The sequence below is a fragment of the Pantoea sp. Ft-CA_14 genome, from assembly GCF_024520875.1.
Classification (GTDB): domain Bacteria; phylum Pseudomonadota; class Gammaproteobacteria; order Enterobacterales; family Enterobacteriaceae; genus Pantoea; species Pantoea agglomerans.
Map to the genome: position 1 here is coordinate 200607 of NZ_JALNPM010000002.1, position 14471 is coordinate 215077.

Here is a 14471-nt window from a genome sequence, read left to right on the forward strand (position 1 = left end):
TCATAAACAGGCAGGAGAAAAGCGGGCGGCCATCGCCTGCCGCCCGGAAACTCAGATTACACCGCAGGCGTAGCGTGCCCCGCCACCGCCCAGCGGTTTAGGATGGTCGGCATGATTGTCACCGCCGACGTGCACCATCAGCGCTTTGCCTTTGATCTCTTTTAACGATTTCAGACGCGGCGCCAGCACCGGATAAGTGGCGCTGCCTTTGTCATCGACATAGACCGCGGGCAGGTCGCCCAGGTGCCCCTCTGCATAAGGCCCCAGATGTTTGCCGCTGTTGGCTGGATCAAGGTGACCACCCGCCGCACCGGCGGCGACCACTTTGCCTTCAGACTCGCCCGGTTCACAGCTGCCTTTAGCATGAACATGGAAACCATGAATGCCCGGCTGAAGGCCCTGCAGATCCGGCGTGAACTGCAGACCATACTGTGTCTCGTCAATCTTAACGGTGCCCAGCGATTTCCCAATCCCTTCAGCGGTAACCTGATGGATCGTAACCTGCTCGCTGGCAGCCTGTGCTGAGCCGCAGGCGATCAGTGCGAATAGGGCAACTGCTTTCATTTTCATGGTGACTCCATTTGCATACCAGGGTTTGAGATAAGTCTGGTCGCTATTGCACTATTTTGCCGGAGATTGACGCAGTTTTACGCTTCAGGGCACATCAAATCCCAGCGCCGCCTTGCGAATACGGAACCACTGCTGACGCGACAGGGATAAGTTCAGTGCTCCGGCGGCTTCGCTGACCCGCGCCGTTTTACCTGAGCCGATGATTGGCAGCGGGCGCGATGGCAGCATCAGTATCCAGGCATAGACCACCTGCTCAAGGCTGGTGGCACCGGTTTCCTGCCGCACGGCTTCCAGTTCGTCACGCAGCGGCTGGAAATGGGGATCGTTAAACAGGCGACCGCCACCCAGACAGGACCAGGCCATCGGACGAATACGCAGCTGCTGACACTGATCCAGCGAGCCATCCAGCAGCACACTTTGCTGCACGGGTGAGATCTCCAGCTGATTTGTCACCAGCGAGAACGGCAGACGGGATTGCAGCAGGGAAAACTGTGATGGTGTGAAGTTAGAGACGCCAAAATGCAGAACCTTGCCGCTGTGATGCAGCGCCATAAAGGCTTCGGCCACCTCGTCAGCCTCCATCAGCGGATCGGGACGATGGATCAGCAGCAGGTCGAGACGATCGGTGTGGATATGGCGCAGTGAGTTTTCAGCACTCTGCAGGATATGACGTTTGTCGGTAATGTAGTGGCCTATCTGATGCTCAGGCTGGGCGCGGGTGGCGATGCCGCACTTGGTGACAATCTGTAGCTGGTCGCGCAAGCCGGGTGCCAGTTTCAGTGCCTCGCCAAACGCCGCCTCACACTGGTAGTCACCGTAGATGTCCGCATGGTCAACGGTGGTGATGCCGAGCCTCACATGGTGCTCAATAAAGGCGACCCGTTCCTGTGGCGACATCCCCCACTCCATCAGACGCCAGTACCCCATGACCAGCGGTGAAAAATCGGGCCCCTGTGAAGCGATGGCTTGCGGTTCTAACATGACGATCTCCCTGTTGCGCGTTGGCTGAAATTAGCGTGTCAGAGAGTATAACGGAAAGCGCAAAGTCGTCAGAATAACTCCGGCTGTTGGGGCGCGTGTGGCTCCTCACCTTTCTGTTGCCGTTGCAGACGCTGACGCCGCTGCTGACAAAGACGAATGACCTCACGCTTTTGCGCATCGCTAAAGCGCAGCCAGTTGAACCGCTCATCGCGGCTGCGTAAACATCCCAGGCAGTAGCCGCGCGCATCCGTCTGGCAGATGCCGCGACAGGGGCTGGGAACCGGGAAAAACTCAAGCTGCTCGGCCACCACGCCTCCGGATTCACAGAATAAACAGTCCAGTAAAAAGCGTAGCCTGGTTGCGCAGGAAGTAAGCCCCACCCGGTCAGAATTATCCTGTTCTTTGACTCAGGAGTGAACACTCTGTGCCAAATAGAGAGGGTTGCGTTGCATTAGACCGACTGGTCTACTAATCTCACTGCCATGAATAAGACGCTACAACGCAACGAAACCCGCGAACACCTGCTCCAGACAGGTGAGCAACTCTGTCTGCAACGCGGCTTTACCGGAATGGGCCTCAGCGAACTGCTGACGCAGGCGGCGGTGCCGAAAGGCTCCTTCTACTACTACTTCCGTTCTAAAGAGGCGTTTGGCGTGGCGTTACTGGAGCGCTATTTTGCGCGTTTCCTGCAGGATGTGGCGTTGCAGCTTAACCAGACCGAAGGCACGCCGCGTGAGCGTCTGCTTAACCACTTTCGTGCTGCCGTTGATCTGTTTGTTCAGCAGGGCCACATCGTAGGCTGTCTGGGCGTCAAAGTCTCCGCGGAGGTGTGCGATCTCTCAGAGCCGATGCGTGATGCACTGCAGCAGGGTGCCGGAAAGATCACGGCACTCTACGCCCGGACCCTGATTGCCGCAGAGCAGCAGGAGTCGCTGAGCCTGCCGCAGCCCCCCGCGCAGATGGCGGAATTGCTGTCGCTGCTGTGGCTGGGTGCCAGCCTGCAGAGCAAAATTTCCCGCGAGGCGCAGCCACTGCGTCTGGCATTGAGTACCATCGAACAGTGGCTTGAACGCCGCTGATTTTTAAAAAACATGTTTGTAGACGACTGGTCTACTAATCAGGAGCTATTATGGCGAGTACCCAGCTGTTTCGTCCGCTAAAAGTCGGTGCAATTACCGTCCCAAACCGCGTATTTATGGCACCGCTGACCCGTCTGCGCAGCATTGAGCCAGGCGACATCCCTACCCCGATGATGGCTGAATATTATCGCCAGCGCGCCAGCGCCGGTTTGATCATCACCGAAGCGACCCAGATCTCTTTCCAGGCGAAAGGCTATGCCGGTGCGCCAGGCTTACATACTCAGCCACAGATTGCAGCGTGGAAAGCGATTAACGAAGGCGTGCATCAGGCTGGCGGTCACACCGCAGTACAGTTATGGCACACCGGTCGTATCTCACATAACAGCGTGCAGCCGGAAGGCAAAGCACCGGTTGCGCCATCGGCGATTGCCGCTGGCACCCGTACCTCACTGCGTGCTGAAGATGGCAGCGTCTATCGCGAAGATACCTCAACGCCGCGTGAGCTGACAGTGCCAGAGATTAAGCAGATTGTGGCAGATTTTGGCCAGGCTGCGGCCAACGCGCGTGAAGCGGACTTTGACCTGCTTGAGCTGCACTCGGCGCACGGTTACCTGATGCACCAGTTCCTGGCTCCTGGCTCAAACCAGCGTACTGATGAATATGGCGGCAGCATCGAAAAACGCGGTCGCTTTGCGCTGGAAGTGGTTGATGCGGTGATCGCTAACTGGTCAGCCGATCGCATTGGTATTCGCGTCTCACCTATCGGCAGCTTCCAGAATCTGGACAACGGCCCGGATGAAGAGGAAGCGGCGCTGTGGTATATCGGCGAGCTGGCAAAACGCAACATCGCCTATCTGCACCTCTCCGAGCCAGACTGGGCCGGCGGTCAGCCTTATACCGACGCTTTCCGTCAGAAAGTGCGTGATCTCTTCCCGGGTGCCATCATTGGTGCCGGTGCCTATACCGTTGAGAAAGCGGATGACCTGATTGGTCGCGGCCTGATCGATGCGGTTGCGTTTGGTCGCGATTACATTGCTAACCCGGATCTGGTTGAGCGTCTGCAGCAGGACGCCCCACTCAATCCACAGCGTCCGGAAAGCTTCTACGGCGGCGGCGCGGAAGGTTATATCGACTACCCAACGCTGTAACCGGTTCGGGCTGCCGTCCGGGATGATGACGGCAGCCATTATTCAATAGCGATTTTCATCGCTATACTTAGCGCCTGAGTCATCGGGCGATGGCGTTTTATTTAAAAGAGGATGTTATGCGTTTACTTCATACCATGCTGCGCGTTGGCGATCTGCAACGTTCAATCGATTTCTACACCCGTGTGCTGGGCATGCGCGTGTTGCGTCAGAGCGAAAACACCGAATACAAATATACCCTGGCATTTGTGGGCTACACCGACGAGAGCGAAGGTGCGGTGATCGAACTGACCTACAACTGGGGCGTCGATAAGTATGACCTCGGTGATGCCTATGGTCATATTGCGCTGGGCGTTGATGACGCAGCAGCGGCCTGCGAACGTATCCGCAAAGATGGCGGCAACGTGACGCGTGAAGCTGGCCCGGTTAAAGGCGGCTCCACCATTATTGCCTTTGTTGAAGATCCCGATGGTTACAAAATCGAGCTGATCGAAAACAAAGATGCCGGTAACGGCCTCGGCAACTAAACCTGCCTGTCAGCCTGCCCGATTGGGTGGGCTGAATCCCCTTCTCTGCGCTTCATCTGCTGCACCCGGCCCCGTTTTTTGCCATAATACGCGCTGCCCTTTTTCTGCAACGAGATCCTGATGTCTGAATCGAATTCCCCTAATGCACTCAATCAACGTTTCCGTGGCTTCTATCCGGTGGTGATCGACGTTGAAACCGCGGGTTTCAATGCGCAAACCGATGCGTTACTGGAGATTGCCGCTATCACGCTGAAAATGGATGAAGAGGGATGGATTCAGATTGACCAGACGCTGCATTTCAACGTCGAACCTTTTGTCGGGTCGCTGCTGCATCCCGAAGCCCTGGCCTTTACCGGTATCGATCCCAGCAATCCGCTGCGCGGCGCGGTCAGTGAATATGAGGCGCTGCACGCCATTTTCAAAATGGTGCGCAAGGGCATTAAAGACAGCGGCTGCAATCGCGCCATCATGGTGGCGCACAATGCCACCTTCGACCTGAACTTTATGTCAGCGGCGGCGGAACGAGCCAGCCTGAAGCGCAACCCGTTTCACCCGTTTGCCACCTTTGACACCGCGGCCCTGAGCGGGCTGGTTTTAGGGCAGACGGTGCTGGCGAAGGCCTGTATTGCGGCGGGCATGGAGTTTGACAGTACGCAGGCGCATTCTGCGCTCTATGACACTCAGCAGACGGCAACGCTATTCTGCGAGCTGGTGAACCGCTGGAAACGGTTAGGCGGCTGGCCACTGCCCTTCGCGGAAGGCGATGCAGAAGCCACGACATCCGCATAAGGGATGCCGCAATGAAAAAGGCCGACGTGATGTCGGCCTTTTTTTATTCTGCTTCTTTAAATTTTTCTGCAGTCTCTTTGATCAGCGTCTGCAGTTCACCACGTTGTAACATCTCAACGATGATGTCGCATCCACCGACCAGCTCGCCATCAACCCACAGCTGCGGGAAAGTTGGCCAGTTAGCGAATTTCGGCATCTCGGCACGAATGTCCGGGTTCTGCAGAATATCCACGTAAGCAAAACGCTCACCGCAGGCTGAGAGCGCCTGCACCGCCTGTGCAGAGAAACCGCAGCTTGGCAGTTTCGGGGAACCTTTCATGTACAGCAGGATCGGGTTTTCTGCGATCTGGCGCTGAATTTTTTCTACAGTACTCATAATTGCCTTCCTTAATTCGTCACATCGTGTTTGTTTATTGTAGCGACTTCGCAGCGTGACTGAAAACGAGATTTTGATCGCTGCCCGATTAAATCGCCATCATTGTTAAGTCCTGCTCCGGGACACCTGAATTCCTGATTATTAACAGCAGGTAACAGATTAATAATTCGTAATAATTTCGTTGATATAAGACGCTGAAAATGTTCATTTTCAGCACAATTGCGTGGGTTGCAAAGATTAATATTAAAAGGCATTACAGTTTTTAAAAGAACTGGACTAGAATGGCCTGGGCGCTGATCCTGGATCAGATTAATCTCAACTTTGTCGCGGTGCGTAGTGGCCCTGACAACTTAACTAATCAACGGACTATGCGTTTAATCATTACGTTTTTCATGCTGGCCTTTGCGCAACTGTTTTTCAACATCGCCGCTGCGTCGCCTCACGCACCGGTGAACGTCAGTACGCATAAAGCAGAGAAAAAGAGTGCGCGCGACGATGAGCGTCGCAAGCGTCGCCCGGTCAAAACGGTGACGAAAAAGACTCGCCTCAGCCCGGTTCAAAAACTAAAAACAAAAAAACTGAAAAAAGTCGAACTCACCGCAAAACAGACGCCTGCTAAAAAGACCTCGCTAAAAACCGCCCGTCTCAGTAAGAACAAAGAGAAAAAACGCTATGGTCATCAGCGCCTGCTGAAAACCGCTGAGGTCACCACCAGCGAGACCGGCACGATTAAGATGAGCAAATCTCACCGTCAGCGCTATCAGAAGGCCCGCGAAACCGCGATGACCAAGCTGATGGGTCAGTTGGGTAAACCCTATCAGTGGGGCGGCACCTCTCCCCATACCGGTTTCGATTGCAGCGGCCTGGTCTGGTACGCCTATAAAGATCTGGTGAAGTTTAAGATCCCACGTACCGCTAACGAGATGTACCACCTGCGTGACGCCGCGCCGATCAAGCGTGAGTCGCTGGAGAAAGGCGATCTGGTCTTCTTCCGTATCAATGGACGCGGTACTGCGGACCATGTTGGCGTTTACCTGGGTGATGGCAAGTTTATCCAGTCGCCACGCACCGGCAAAGATATTCAGATCAGCGCGTTAGGAGAAGATTACTGGCAGCGCCACTATATTGGTGCCCGTCGGGTGATGACGCCAAAAACCATACGCTGAGCAGCAGAACAACCAGAAGAGAGCCGGGATAATCCCGGCTTTTTTATTAGTGCAGAATAGCGGTAAAACTAAAGGCCACAATCATCAGCAGACAGCCCGCGGTGGTCATTAAAGCCAGTTTAAGATCGGTACTCATTGCTTGCTCCTTAGTCACACAATCAGTAGGGGTATCGCATTTTCCCACAGGGCCCGGTAAAAATCTCGTTTTATCCGTTCAGCCTTGTTAGAATCCCGCCTTTGTTGCGCAACGCGCGCAACCCTGATTCCGTTTGCGCACGTTTTCAGGCGCTTTTACGCCGCCAGCGGCCTGTTTCCTGGCCATGAAAGCTGCATTTTTGCGGAAAAAACCCTGAGCAGACGCAAACGTTTAACACTACGCTTATCATAGAGTTAGATAAGCACTGGAGTCCGATTTTCATGGCAACAATTAAAGATGTGGCGAAACGCGCTGGCGTCTCAACGACCACCGTTTCGCACGTCATCAATAAAACCCGCTTTGTGGCTGAAGAGACGCGCAACGCGGTCTGGCAGGCGATTAAAGAACTGCACTACTCGCCGAGCGCCGTGGCGCGCAGCCTGAAAGTGAACCACACCAAGACGCTGGGCCTGCTTGCCACCTCCAGCGAAGCGCCCTATTTCGCTGAAATTATCGAAGCGGTTGAAAATCACTGCTTTGACAAAGGCTATACGCTGATTCTGGGTAATGCGCATAACGATCTGCAAAAACAGCGCGCCTATCTCAGCATGATGGCGCAGAAACGCGTCGATGGGCTGCTGGTGATGTGCTCTGAATATCCGGACGATCTGCTGCAGATGCTGGAAGAGAACCGCAATATCCCGATGGTGGTGATGGACTGGGGCGAGTCGCGCGCCGACTTCACCGACACGGTACTGGATAATGCTTTCCAGGGCGGCTATCTGGCGGGACGCTATCTGATTGAACGCGGACACCGGGATATTGGTGCAATCCCCGGCCAGATGGAGCGTAACACCGGTGGCGGACGTCATGCCGGTTTCCTGAAGGCGATGGAAGAAGCGGGTATTCAGCCACGCGCCGAGTGGATTGTGCAGGGTGACTTTGAGCCGGAGTCAGGCTATCAGGCGATGCAGCAGATCCTGTCGCAGAAGCAGCGTCCGACGGCGGTGTTCTGTGGCGGTGACATCATGGCGATGGGCGCAATTTGCGCCGCCGACGAGATGGGTTTGCGCGTCCCCCAGGATATTTCGGTGATTGGCTATGACAATGTGCGCAACGCCCGTTATTTTGCACCGGCCCTGACCACAGTGCATCAGCCTAAAGCCCAGCTGGGTGAGAAAGCGCTGGAAATGCTGCTGGACCGCATTACCAGTAAGCGCGAAGTGTCACAAACGATTGAGGTCCATCCCACGCTGATTGAGCGCCGTTCCGTGGCCGATGGCCCGTTCCGCGACTATCGCCGTTAATGCTCGCTTAACCACTCCTGATTAAGCGTTTGCGCATCACCCAGATAGCTGAGCAACCAGCCTGTCGCCGGTGATGCGCGATCCTCTGCCCAGCTGACGCAGCATGGGCTATCCGGAAACGCCACCGGCAGCGTCAGTTCAGCCAGCTCGCCACTGTCGAGCAGTGGCCTGGCCAGATGACCCGGCACCATCGCCACACACAATCCCGCCTGCACGCACTCCAGCCCGGTTTGCCACTCCGGCACCACCAGCCTGCGCTGGTTATCCAGCGTCCATGTCATACGACGCGGCAGTGCGCGAGAAGTATCTTCCAGCACCAGGGATGGCCAGCTCCGCAGCGTGTCATCATCTATCTGGCTCGCCTGCGTCAGAGGATGGTCGGGCGCAACCACGCAGCGCCAGTTAAGCGTGCCCATATCGCGAAAAGCAAAACGTCCGCCCACCGGTATCGCCTGAGTGGCACCAATCGCTACCTCCACCCGGCCATCGGCCAGCGCATCCCAGACGCCGTTAAAGACTTCATAGCTGATAATCAGCTCCATATCGGGAAAGTGGCGATAGAAATCTTTGACCAGTTGTCGGGTGCGCTGAGGTTTAGCGATACGGTCAACGGCTATGCTTAGCTGGCCGCGCCAGCCGTTAGCCAGCTGCTGACACTGTCGCCGGGTGGCAAGCATTTTTTTGATGACGCTGCGCCCTTCCCGGACAAAATGCTCACCCGCCGGGGTCAGAACCACTTCGCGATGCTGCCGTTCAAACAGCGGTACCGCCAGCCAGTTTTCCAGCTGACGTACCGTATAGCTGATGGCAGAGGGCACCCGATGTAACTCCTGCGCGGCGGCGCTGAAGCTCCCCCCACGGGCGACAGCGTCAACCACTTCTAATGCATATTCTGACCACATAATCTGCCTTCAAAAATTTTAACAGCAATCGGCAAATATTACCGTTTCACAGCAGCAAACGCACCTTTTACACTCTGCCGCGTTTATCCTGCAAAAATGAGAATCAGATGCTGTCGAATAAAGGGTTTATGCCCTACCTTGCCCTGCTGAGCATGCTGGGCTTTTTAGCCACTGATATGTACCTGCCCGCCTTTGGTGCGATGCAGCAAACCTTTAACACTTCACCCGGTCTGATCAGCGCCAGTATGAGTCTCTTCCTGGGCGGCTTCGCCGTGGGTCAGCTCTTCTGGGGACCGCTTTCCGATCGCATCGGTCGTAAACCGGTGCTGCTGTCCGGACTGGCCATGTTTGGCGCTGGCTGCGCAGGCATGCTGTGGGTGAATGATATCTATCTGATGCTGGCGCTGCGTTTTGTCCAGGCGATTGGCGTCTGTGCCGCTGCCGTAAGCTGGCAGGCGCTGGTGGTGGATCGCTACCCTGCAGCGCGCGCTAACAAAGTCTTTGCCACCATTATGCCGCTGGTTGCGCTCTCTCCGGCGCTGGCTCCGCTACTGGGTGCCTGGCTGATCGGCCACTTCCACTGGCGTTCGATTTTCCTGGTGCTGACCCTGATTGCGGTGGCGTTGATTCTGACCACGCTGCGTCTGCCCACCGTGCGCAAGGCCGCGGGAGAAAAAGGTGCGCAGCCCGGCTTTTTCACGCTGCTTAAATCACGGGTCTACAGCGGCAACGTGCTGATCTACTCCGCCTGCTCAGCCAGCTTCTTTGCCTGGCTGACCGGATCGCCCTTTATTCTGGCGGATCTGGGTCTGTCGCCCGCCGATATCGGTCTGAGTTATGTGCCCCAGACGCTCGCCTTTTTAATTGGTGGCTTCGGCTGTCGCACCCTGCTCAACCGCTTTAACGGCGCACAGTTGCTGCCCTGGCTGCTGGCCGTCTACAGCCTGAGCATTCTGGCGCTGTTTGCTGTTGCGCTTGCTGGCAGCAGCACGCTGGTGAGTCTGATGGTACCGTTCTGCGGTATGGCGCTGGCTAACGGCGCGATCTATCCGATTGTGGTGTCCAGTGCGCTGATGCCCTTCCCAACCGCTACCGGTAAAGCCGCCGCGTTGCAGAATACACTGCAGTTAGGACTCTGTTTCGCTGCCAGCCTGGCAGTGTCGGCCGGCTTAACTCAGCCGCTATTTACCACCACACTGATGATGACGGTGACAATTGTGCTGGCGCTGTTGGGTTACGCCATGCAGCGTGCCGCAAGCGCACAAACTGTTGTTGCCTCTGCGCAAACTGCCTGCCAGGATAATCAGTGACACACTGACTTTTTAGTTAGCGCCCTAACAATAAGTTATTGAATATTGACCCGCGTGAGCATATACTCATCCGGGTCAACAAATCTGTAATAAATCAACAATATAATAACGTAATAATCTGATTGGCACCCTGCTGCCGGGACGGTATTCGCGCGCGTTATTCTCACCTTACCCGACCTGCTGCAGGCTGTTCCAGTCCTCTGTATCAAACAGATAACCGGTTTGCGGAGCCATCCGCATCGTTTCTCATTGCCTGAATAAATTGGCTACTCTTTGTTCAGGTTCAGATTGGACAGGTGGTGGAAAATCTATGAGTTCATCTTATGCAGAAGAAGTGAGCCTCGAAGAAAACCATTGGTATCGCATCGTTCATGAACTGCTGGAAAAAGCGGATATCGAAATTAATGGTTCACGTCCCTGGGATATTCATATTAATCATCCTGGTTTTTTTAAACGTGTTCTGCAGGAGGGCTCTCTTGGGCTCGGTGAGAGCTATATGGATGGATGGTGGGAGTGTGACCGGCTGGATATTTTCTTCCACCAGGTACTTAAACATAAACTCGATCAGCAGCTGCCTCATCACTTCAAAGATACGCTGCGCATTGCCGCCGCACGCTTAACCAATCTGCAGTCAAAAAAACGGGCGTGGATTGTCGGTAAAGAGCATTACGACCTGGGCAACGACCTCTTTTCACTGATGCTCGATCCCTATATGCAATACTCCTGTGGCTACTGGAAAGAGGCGACGACACTGGCGACGGCGCAGGAAGCCAAGCTGGATATGATCTGCCGTAAATTAGCGCTGGAACCCGGAATGTCACTGCTGGATATCGGCTGTGGCTGGGGCGGACTCGCGGAATTTGCCGCACGTCATTATGGCGTTAAAGTGCATGGCGTGACGATTTCCGCCGAACAACAGAAACTGGCGCAGCAGCGCTGCAGCGGATTAGACGTCACGATTCTGTTGCAGGATTATCGCGACCTGAATGAGCAGTTTGATCGTATTGTGTCGGTGGGTATGTTTGAACATGTCGGACCGAAAAATTACGCGACCTATTTTGACGTGGTCGATCGTAATTTAAAGCCTGACGGTATTTTCCTGCTTCACACCATCGGCGCGATTAAAACCGATATGAGTGTCGATCCCTGGATCGATAAATATATCTTCCCCAACGGCTGCCTGCCTTCGGTGCGCCATGTGGCCGATGCCAGCGAACCCCATTTTATTCTGGAAGACTGGCACAATTTCGGCGCAGATTACGACAAAACACTGATGGCCTGGCATGAACGCTTTTTGCAGGCCTGGCCAGAGCTGGCCGATAAATATGGCGAACGCTTTAAACGGATGTTCTCCTATTATCTGAATGCCTGTGCCGGTGCCTTCCGGGCGCGTGATATTCAGCTGTGGCAGATCGTGTTCAGTCGCGGCGTTGAGGGGGGATTACGGGTGGCGCGGTAGGGGTTAAAAAGCGGGCAATTAAGAAGGCGCTGCCCCGGCTGAACACTTGAAAAGAAGGGCCTGCTTTGCTTTAAGAGAGAGCATTGCGTAAGGAACAGGGTCAGATCGGAAAGTCGCAAAACCTGTCATCCCTGACACGCGCGGCCCACGCGATTACGCACCTCATCCCTGAGGTGCGCCCGTTGCCGGGCCAACGCGTTGCGTTGTTCAAAAACGCTCCCGGCGTTTTTATCCGGGCGGTGGGACGCTTTCCTCTTCTGACCCGGCGCCCTGCGCTTTTATACTGCTGACAGAGTAAAACCGATTGGGCTGTCTGCGGTGCTTACGCGCCTTTTATTAACTCTCTGTCGTTGACTGGCCGGTCAGCATGCTCATCGCCGCCGCGGCATCGCGCTGTGCTAACACCCGCTCAACGGTCTCCACGATTGCCTGCGTGTGCGGATCGATTTCAATATTCACCCGATCGCCAAAGGTCTTCGCCCCCAGCGTGGTTCGCTCCAGCGTTTCCGGGATCAGATAGACGCAGAACTTAGTCTTAGTCACATCGCCTACCGTCAGGCTGATACCGTCGATGCCGACAAACCCTTTATGCAGAATATATTTCATCTGCGCCGCATCCTGGATTTTAAACCAGACTTCGCGGTTATGTTCTGACTGGATAATCTTGCAAATTTCAGCGGTGGTCATAATATGACCAGACATCAGATGGCCGCCTATTTCATCGCTGAATTTCGCTGCACGCTCAATATTGACCACATCGCCCTGACGTAAATCGCCAAGGTTAGTCACCCGCAATGTCTCTTTAATTAAATCAAAACTGACGCGGTCGCCTTCAATTGCTGTTACGGTTAAACAGCAACCGTTATGGGCTACGGATGCGCCCAGCGCCAGACCCGGTAAGAGCTCTTCCGGCAGGCGGACAGTATGGGTACGAAACAGTTCTTTCTCTTCAATGGACACGATTTCTGCGGTGCCCTGCACAATACCGGTAAACATAGTCTTTGCCTCTGCGAAGTTTACGCTAGTTTATCACAGCTCAGGTCGGCTGTTAGATTTCAGCCCGCACCGCCGCTTTATAGCGGAGCAAACCGCATTGTGTGACAAAGATTGGCGAATTCTGTTACGCCAGTTACACTAGCTCGCGAAATTCCCCGGGCTTCCTGCCCCTTTTAATTCATTCAATAAGTCAGGTGTTAACGTGCAGAAGTATTTAACAGAAGCGCGTCAATTGCTGGCCCTTGCGATTCCGGTCATCCTTGCTCAGGTGGCTCAAACCGCAATGGGATTTGTGGATACCATTATGGCCGGCGCAGTCAGCGCCACGGATATGGCCGCCGTTGCTGTCGGCACCTCTGTCTGGCTACCGGCCATCCTGTTTGGTCATGGTCTTCTGCTTGCATTGACGCCCACCGTTGCGCAACTCAATGGTTCTGGCCGCCGCGAACGCATCGGTGAACAGATCCGCCAGGGATACTGGCTCGCCTTTTTCGTCTCCCTGCTGATTATGGTGCTGTTGTGGCATGCCGGTTATCTTATCCGGGCGATGCATGACATCGATCCAGTGCTGGCGCTGAAGGCAGAAGGTTATCTGCATGCCCTGCTGTTCGGCGCGCCTGGCTACCTCTTCTTCCAGGTGCTGCGCAATCAGTGCGAGGGGCTGTCGAAAACCAAACCCGGCATGGTGCTGGGCTTTTTAGGCCTGATGTTCAACATCCCGCTCAACTATGTCTTTATCTATGGCCACTTCGGCATGCCTGCCCTGGGCGGTGTCGGCTGCGGCGTGGCGACCGCCTCGGTCTACTGGGTGATGTTTATCTGCATGCGCTTCTGGGTGCGCCGGATGGGTAGCATGCGCGATATCCGTATGGAGAGCCGCTGGTCACCCCCTTCCCGTCCGATTCTGAGCCGCCTGATGACGCTGGGATTGCCGGTGGCGCTGGCACTCTTCTTTGAGGTCACGCTGTTCGCCGTTGTCGCCCTGCTGGTTTCGCCACTGGGCATCGTTAACGTGGCCGGTCACCAGATTGCGCTCAATTTCAGTTCACTGATGTTCGTATTGCCGCTGTCGCTGGGTGTCGCGACCACCATCCGCGTCGGTTATCGTCTGGGTCAGGGCTCCACCGAGCAGGCCCGGGTCGCGGCCTGGACCGCCCAGGGTGTTGGCATCAGCATGGCGGCGCTGACCGCCATTTTTACCGTGACGTTTCGTCATCAGATTGCCCTGCTCTATAACGACAACCCTGAAGTGGTGACGCTGGCGGCACAGCTGATGCTGCTGGCGGCAATTTATCAGTTCTCAGACTCGATACAGGTGATTGGCAGCGGGATCCTGCGCGGTTATAAAGATACGCGGTCGATTTTCTTTATTACCTTTATCGCTTACTGGCTGCTGGGGCTGCCCGCCGGTTATCTGCTGGCGCTGACCGACTGGGTGGTGCCGCGCATGGGACCTGCGGGCTTCTGGTGCGGCTTTATTATCGGCCTGACCTCGGCTGCGGTGATGATGATCTGGCGCATCAGACGGTTACAGCAATCTCCGGCGGAGATTATCCTGACGCGTGCAGCGCGATAACGTTCGAGGCGGGTCATTCATGGCCCGCAATGACGAAAAAAACGACGGTTAGCACAGTTGCTGTGCAGTCATGGCGAAAAAACTATTTTCCCCTTGCCAGCCTCACACGCTGCCGTTAATATTCGTCCCCGCTGTCGCCCTGACAGCATGTT

At 55.3% G+C, this 14471-nt stretch carries 16 protein-coding genes; 9 read left to right on the forward strand and 7 right to left on the reverse strand.

Going from position 1 to position 14471, the window contains the following annotated elements; genetic code table 11:
* Positions 1-51: 51 nt before the first annotated feature.
* The 3 genes from sodC to NR195_RS04165 all read right to left on the reverse strand — a co-directional run bounded on the left by sodC (position 52) and on the right by NR195_RS04165 (position 1859).
* Complete coding sequence (gene sodC, locus NR195_RS04155) at positions 52-570, reverse strand: superoxide dismutase family protein (protein WP_010245567.1); 519 nt, start codon at positions 568-570, stop codon at positions 52-54.
* Between the two features lie 84 nt (positions 571-654).
* On the reverse strand, positions 655-1551 hold the full coding sequence (locus NR195_RS04160; RefSeq protein ID WP_033757493.1) for an aldo/keto reductase family oxidoreductase: 897 nt from the start codon (positions 1549-1551) through the stop codon (positions 655-657).
* A gap of 68 nt (positions 1552-1619) precedes the next feature.
* Positions 1620-1859, reverse strand: a complete 240-nt coding sequence (locus tag NR195_RS04165; RefSeq protein ID WP_010245573.1) for a DUF1289 domain-containing protein — start codon at positions 1857-1859, stop codon at positions 1620-1622.
* A 174-nt stretch (positions 1860-2033) separates the two neighbouring features.
* Between NR195_RS04165 and NR195_RS04170 the strand changes: the two genes are divergently transcribed.
* The 4 genes from NR195_RS04170 (at position 2034) to rnt (ending at position 5091) form a co-directional block, all read left to right on the forward strand.
* Positions 2034-2630: a TetR/AcrR family transcriptional regulator gene (locus tag NR195_RS04170; RefSeq protein ID WP_010245576.1), complete on the forward strand. Its 597-nt coding sequence runs from the start codon at positions 2034-2036 to the stop codon at positions 2628-2630.
* Between the two features lie 50 nt (positions 2631-2680).
* Positions 2681-3778, forward strand: coding sequence for an alkene reductase (locus tag NR195_RS04175; RefSeq protein ID WP_010245578.1), 1098 nt, complete (start codon positions 2681-2683; stop codon positions 3776-3778).
* A gap of 116 nt (positions 3779-3894) precedes the next feature.
* Positions 3895-4302, forward strand: coding sequence for a lactoylglutathione lyase (gene gloA, locus NR195_RS04180; protein ID WP_010245580.1), 408 nt, complete (start codon positions 3895-3897; stop codon positions 4300-4302).
* Between the two features lie 120 nt (positions 4303-4422).
* Positions 4423-5091: a ribonuclease T gene (gene rnt / locus NR195_RS04185; RefSeq protein ID WP_010245582.1), complete on the forward strand. Its 669-nt coding sequence runs from the start codon at positions 4423-4425 to the stop codon at positions 5089-5091.
* 43 nt (positions 5092-5134) lie between these two features.
* Here rnt and NR195_RS04190 read toward each other — a convergent pair whose 3' ends face one another.
* Positions 5135-5470 (reverse strand): Grx4 family monothiol glutaredoxin, encoded by a 336-nt coding sequence (locus tag NR195_RS04190; protein WP_170933470.1) that lies wholly within the window; start codon positions 5468-5470, stop codon positions 5135-5137.
* Between the two features lie 365 nt (positions 5471-5835).
* On the opposite strand from NR195_RS04190, the gene NR195_RS04195 reads away from it, so the two are divergent.
* The gene (locus NR195_RS04195) at positions 5836-6633 is read left to right on the forward strand and encodes a C40 family peptidase (RefSeq protein WP_010245589.1); all 798 of its coding nucleotides are present in this window, start codon (positions 5836-5838) and stop codon (positions 6631-6633) included.
* A gap of 46 nt (positions 6634-6679) precedes the next feature.
* Here NR195_RS04195 and NR195_RS04200 read toward each other — a convergent pair whose 3' ends face one another.
* On the reverse strand, positions 6680-6769 hold the full coding sequence (locus NR195_RS04200; protein WP_010245592.1) for a YnhF family membrane protein: 90 nt from the start codon (positions 6767-6769) through the stop codon (positions 6680-6682).
* Positions 6770-7050: 281 nt separating this feature from the next.
* Between NR195_RS04200 and purR the strand changes: the two genes are divergently transcribed.
* The gene (gene purR / locus NR195_RS04205; protein ID WP_010245595.1) at positions 7051-8076 is read left to right on the forward strand and encodes an HTH-type transcriptional repressor PurR; all 1026 of its coding nucleotides are present in this window, start codon (positions 7051-7053) and stop codon (positions 8074-8076) included.
* Here the strand turns inward: purR and punR are convergent.
* Positions 8073-8978 (reverse strand): DNA-binding transcriptional activator PunR, encoded by a 906-nt coding sequence (gene punR / locus NR195_RS04210; protein ID WP_039391831.1) that lies wholly within the window; start codon positions 8976-8978, stop codon positions 8073-8075. The genes purR and punR overlap by 4 nt on opposite strands.
* A gap of 107 nt (positions 8979-9085) precedes the next feature.
* Here punR and punC point away from each other — a divergent pair, with 107 nt between their 5' ends.
* Both punC and cfa read left to right on the forward strand, forming a co-directional pair.
* Positions 9086-10288, forward strand: a complete 1203-nt coding sequence (punC, locus tag NR195_RS04215; RefSeq protein ID WP_033771637.1) for a purine nucleoside transporter PunC — start codon at positions 9086-9088, stop codon at positions 10286-10288.
* Between the two features lie 310 nt (positions 10289-10598).
* A complete protein-coding gene (gene cfa / locus NR195_RS04220) occupies positions 10599-11747 on the forward strand; it encodes a cyclopropane fatty acyl phospholipid synthase (protein WP_010245604.1) in 1149 nt (382 codons plus the stop codon).
* Between the two features lie 336 nt (positions 11748-12083).
* Here cfa and NR195_RS04225 read toward each other — a convergent pair whose 3' ends face one another.
* The gene (locus NR195_RS04225; protein WP_010670039.1) at positions 12084-12743 is read right to left on the reverse strand and encodes a riboflavin synthase; all 660 of its coding nucleotides are present in this window, start codon (positions 12741-12743) and stop codon (positions 12084-12086) included.
* Between the two features lie 202 nt (positions 12744-12945).
* Here NR195_RS04225 and NR195_RS04230 point away from each other — a divergent pair, with 202 nt between their 5' ends.
* The gene (locus NR195_RS04230) at positions 12946-14319 is read left to right on the forward strand and encodes an MATE family efflux transporter (protein WP_022625743.1); all 1374 of its coding nucleotides are present in this window, start codon (positions 12946-12948) and stop codon (positions 14317-14319) included.
* Positions 14320-14471: the final 152 nt, after the last annotated feature.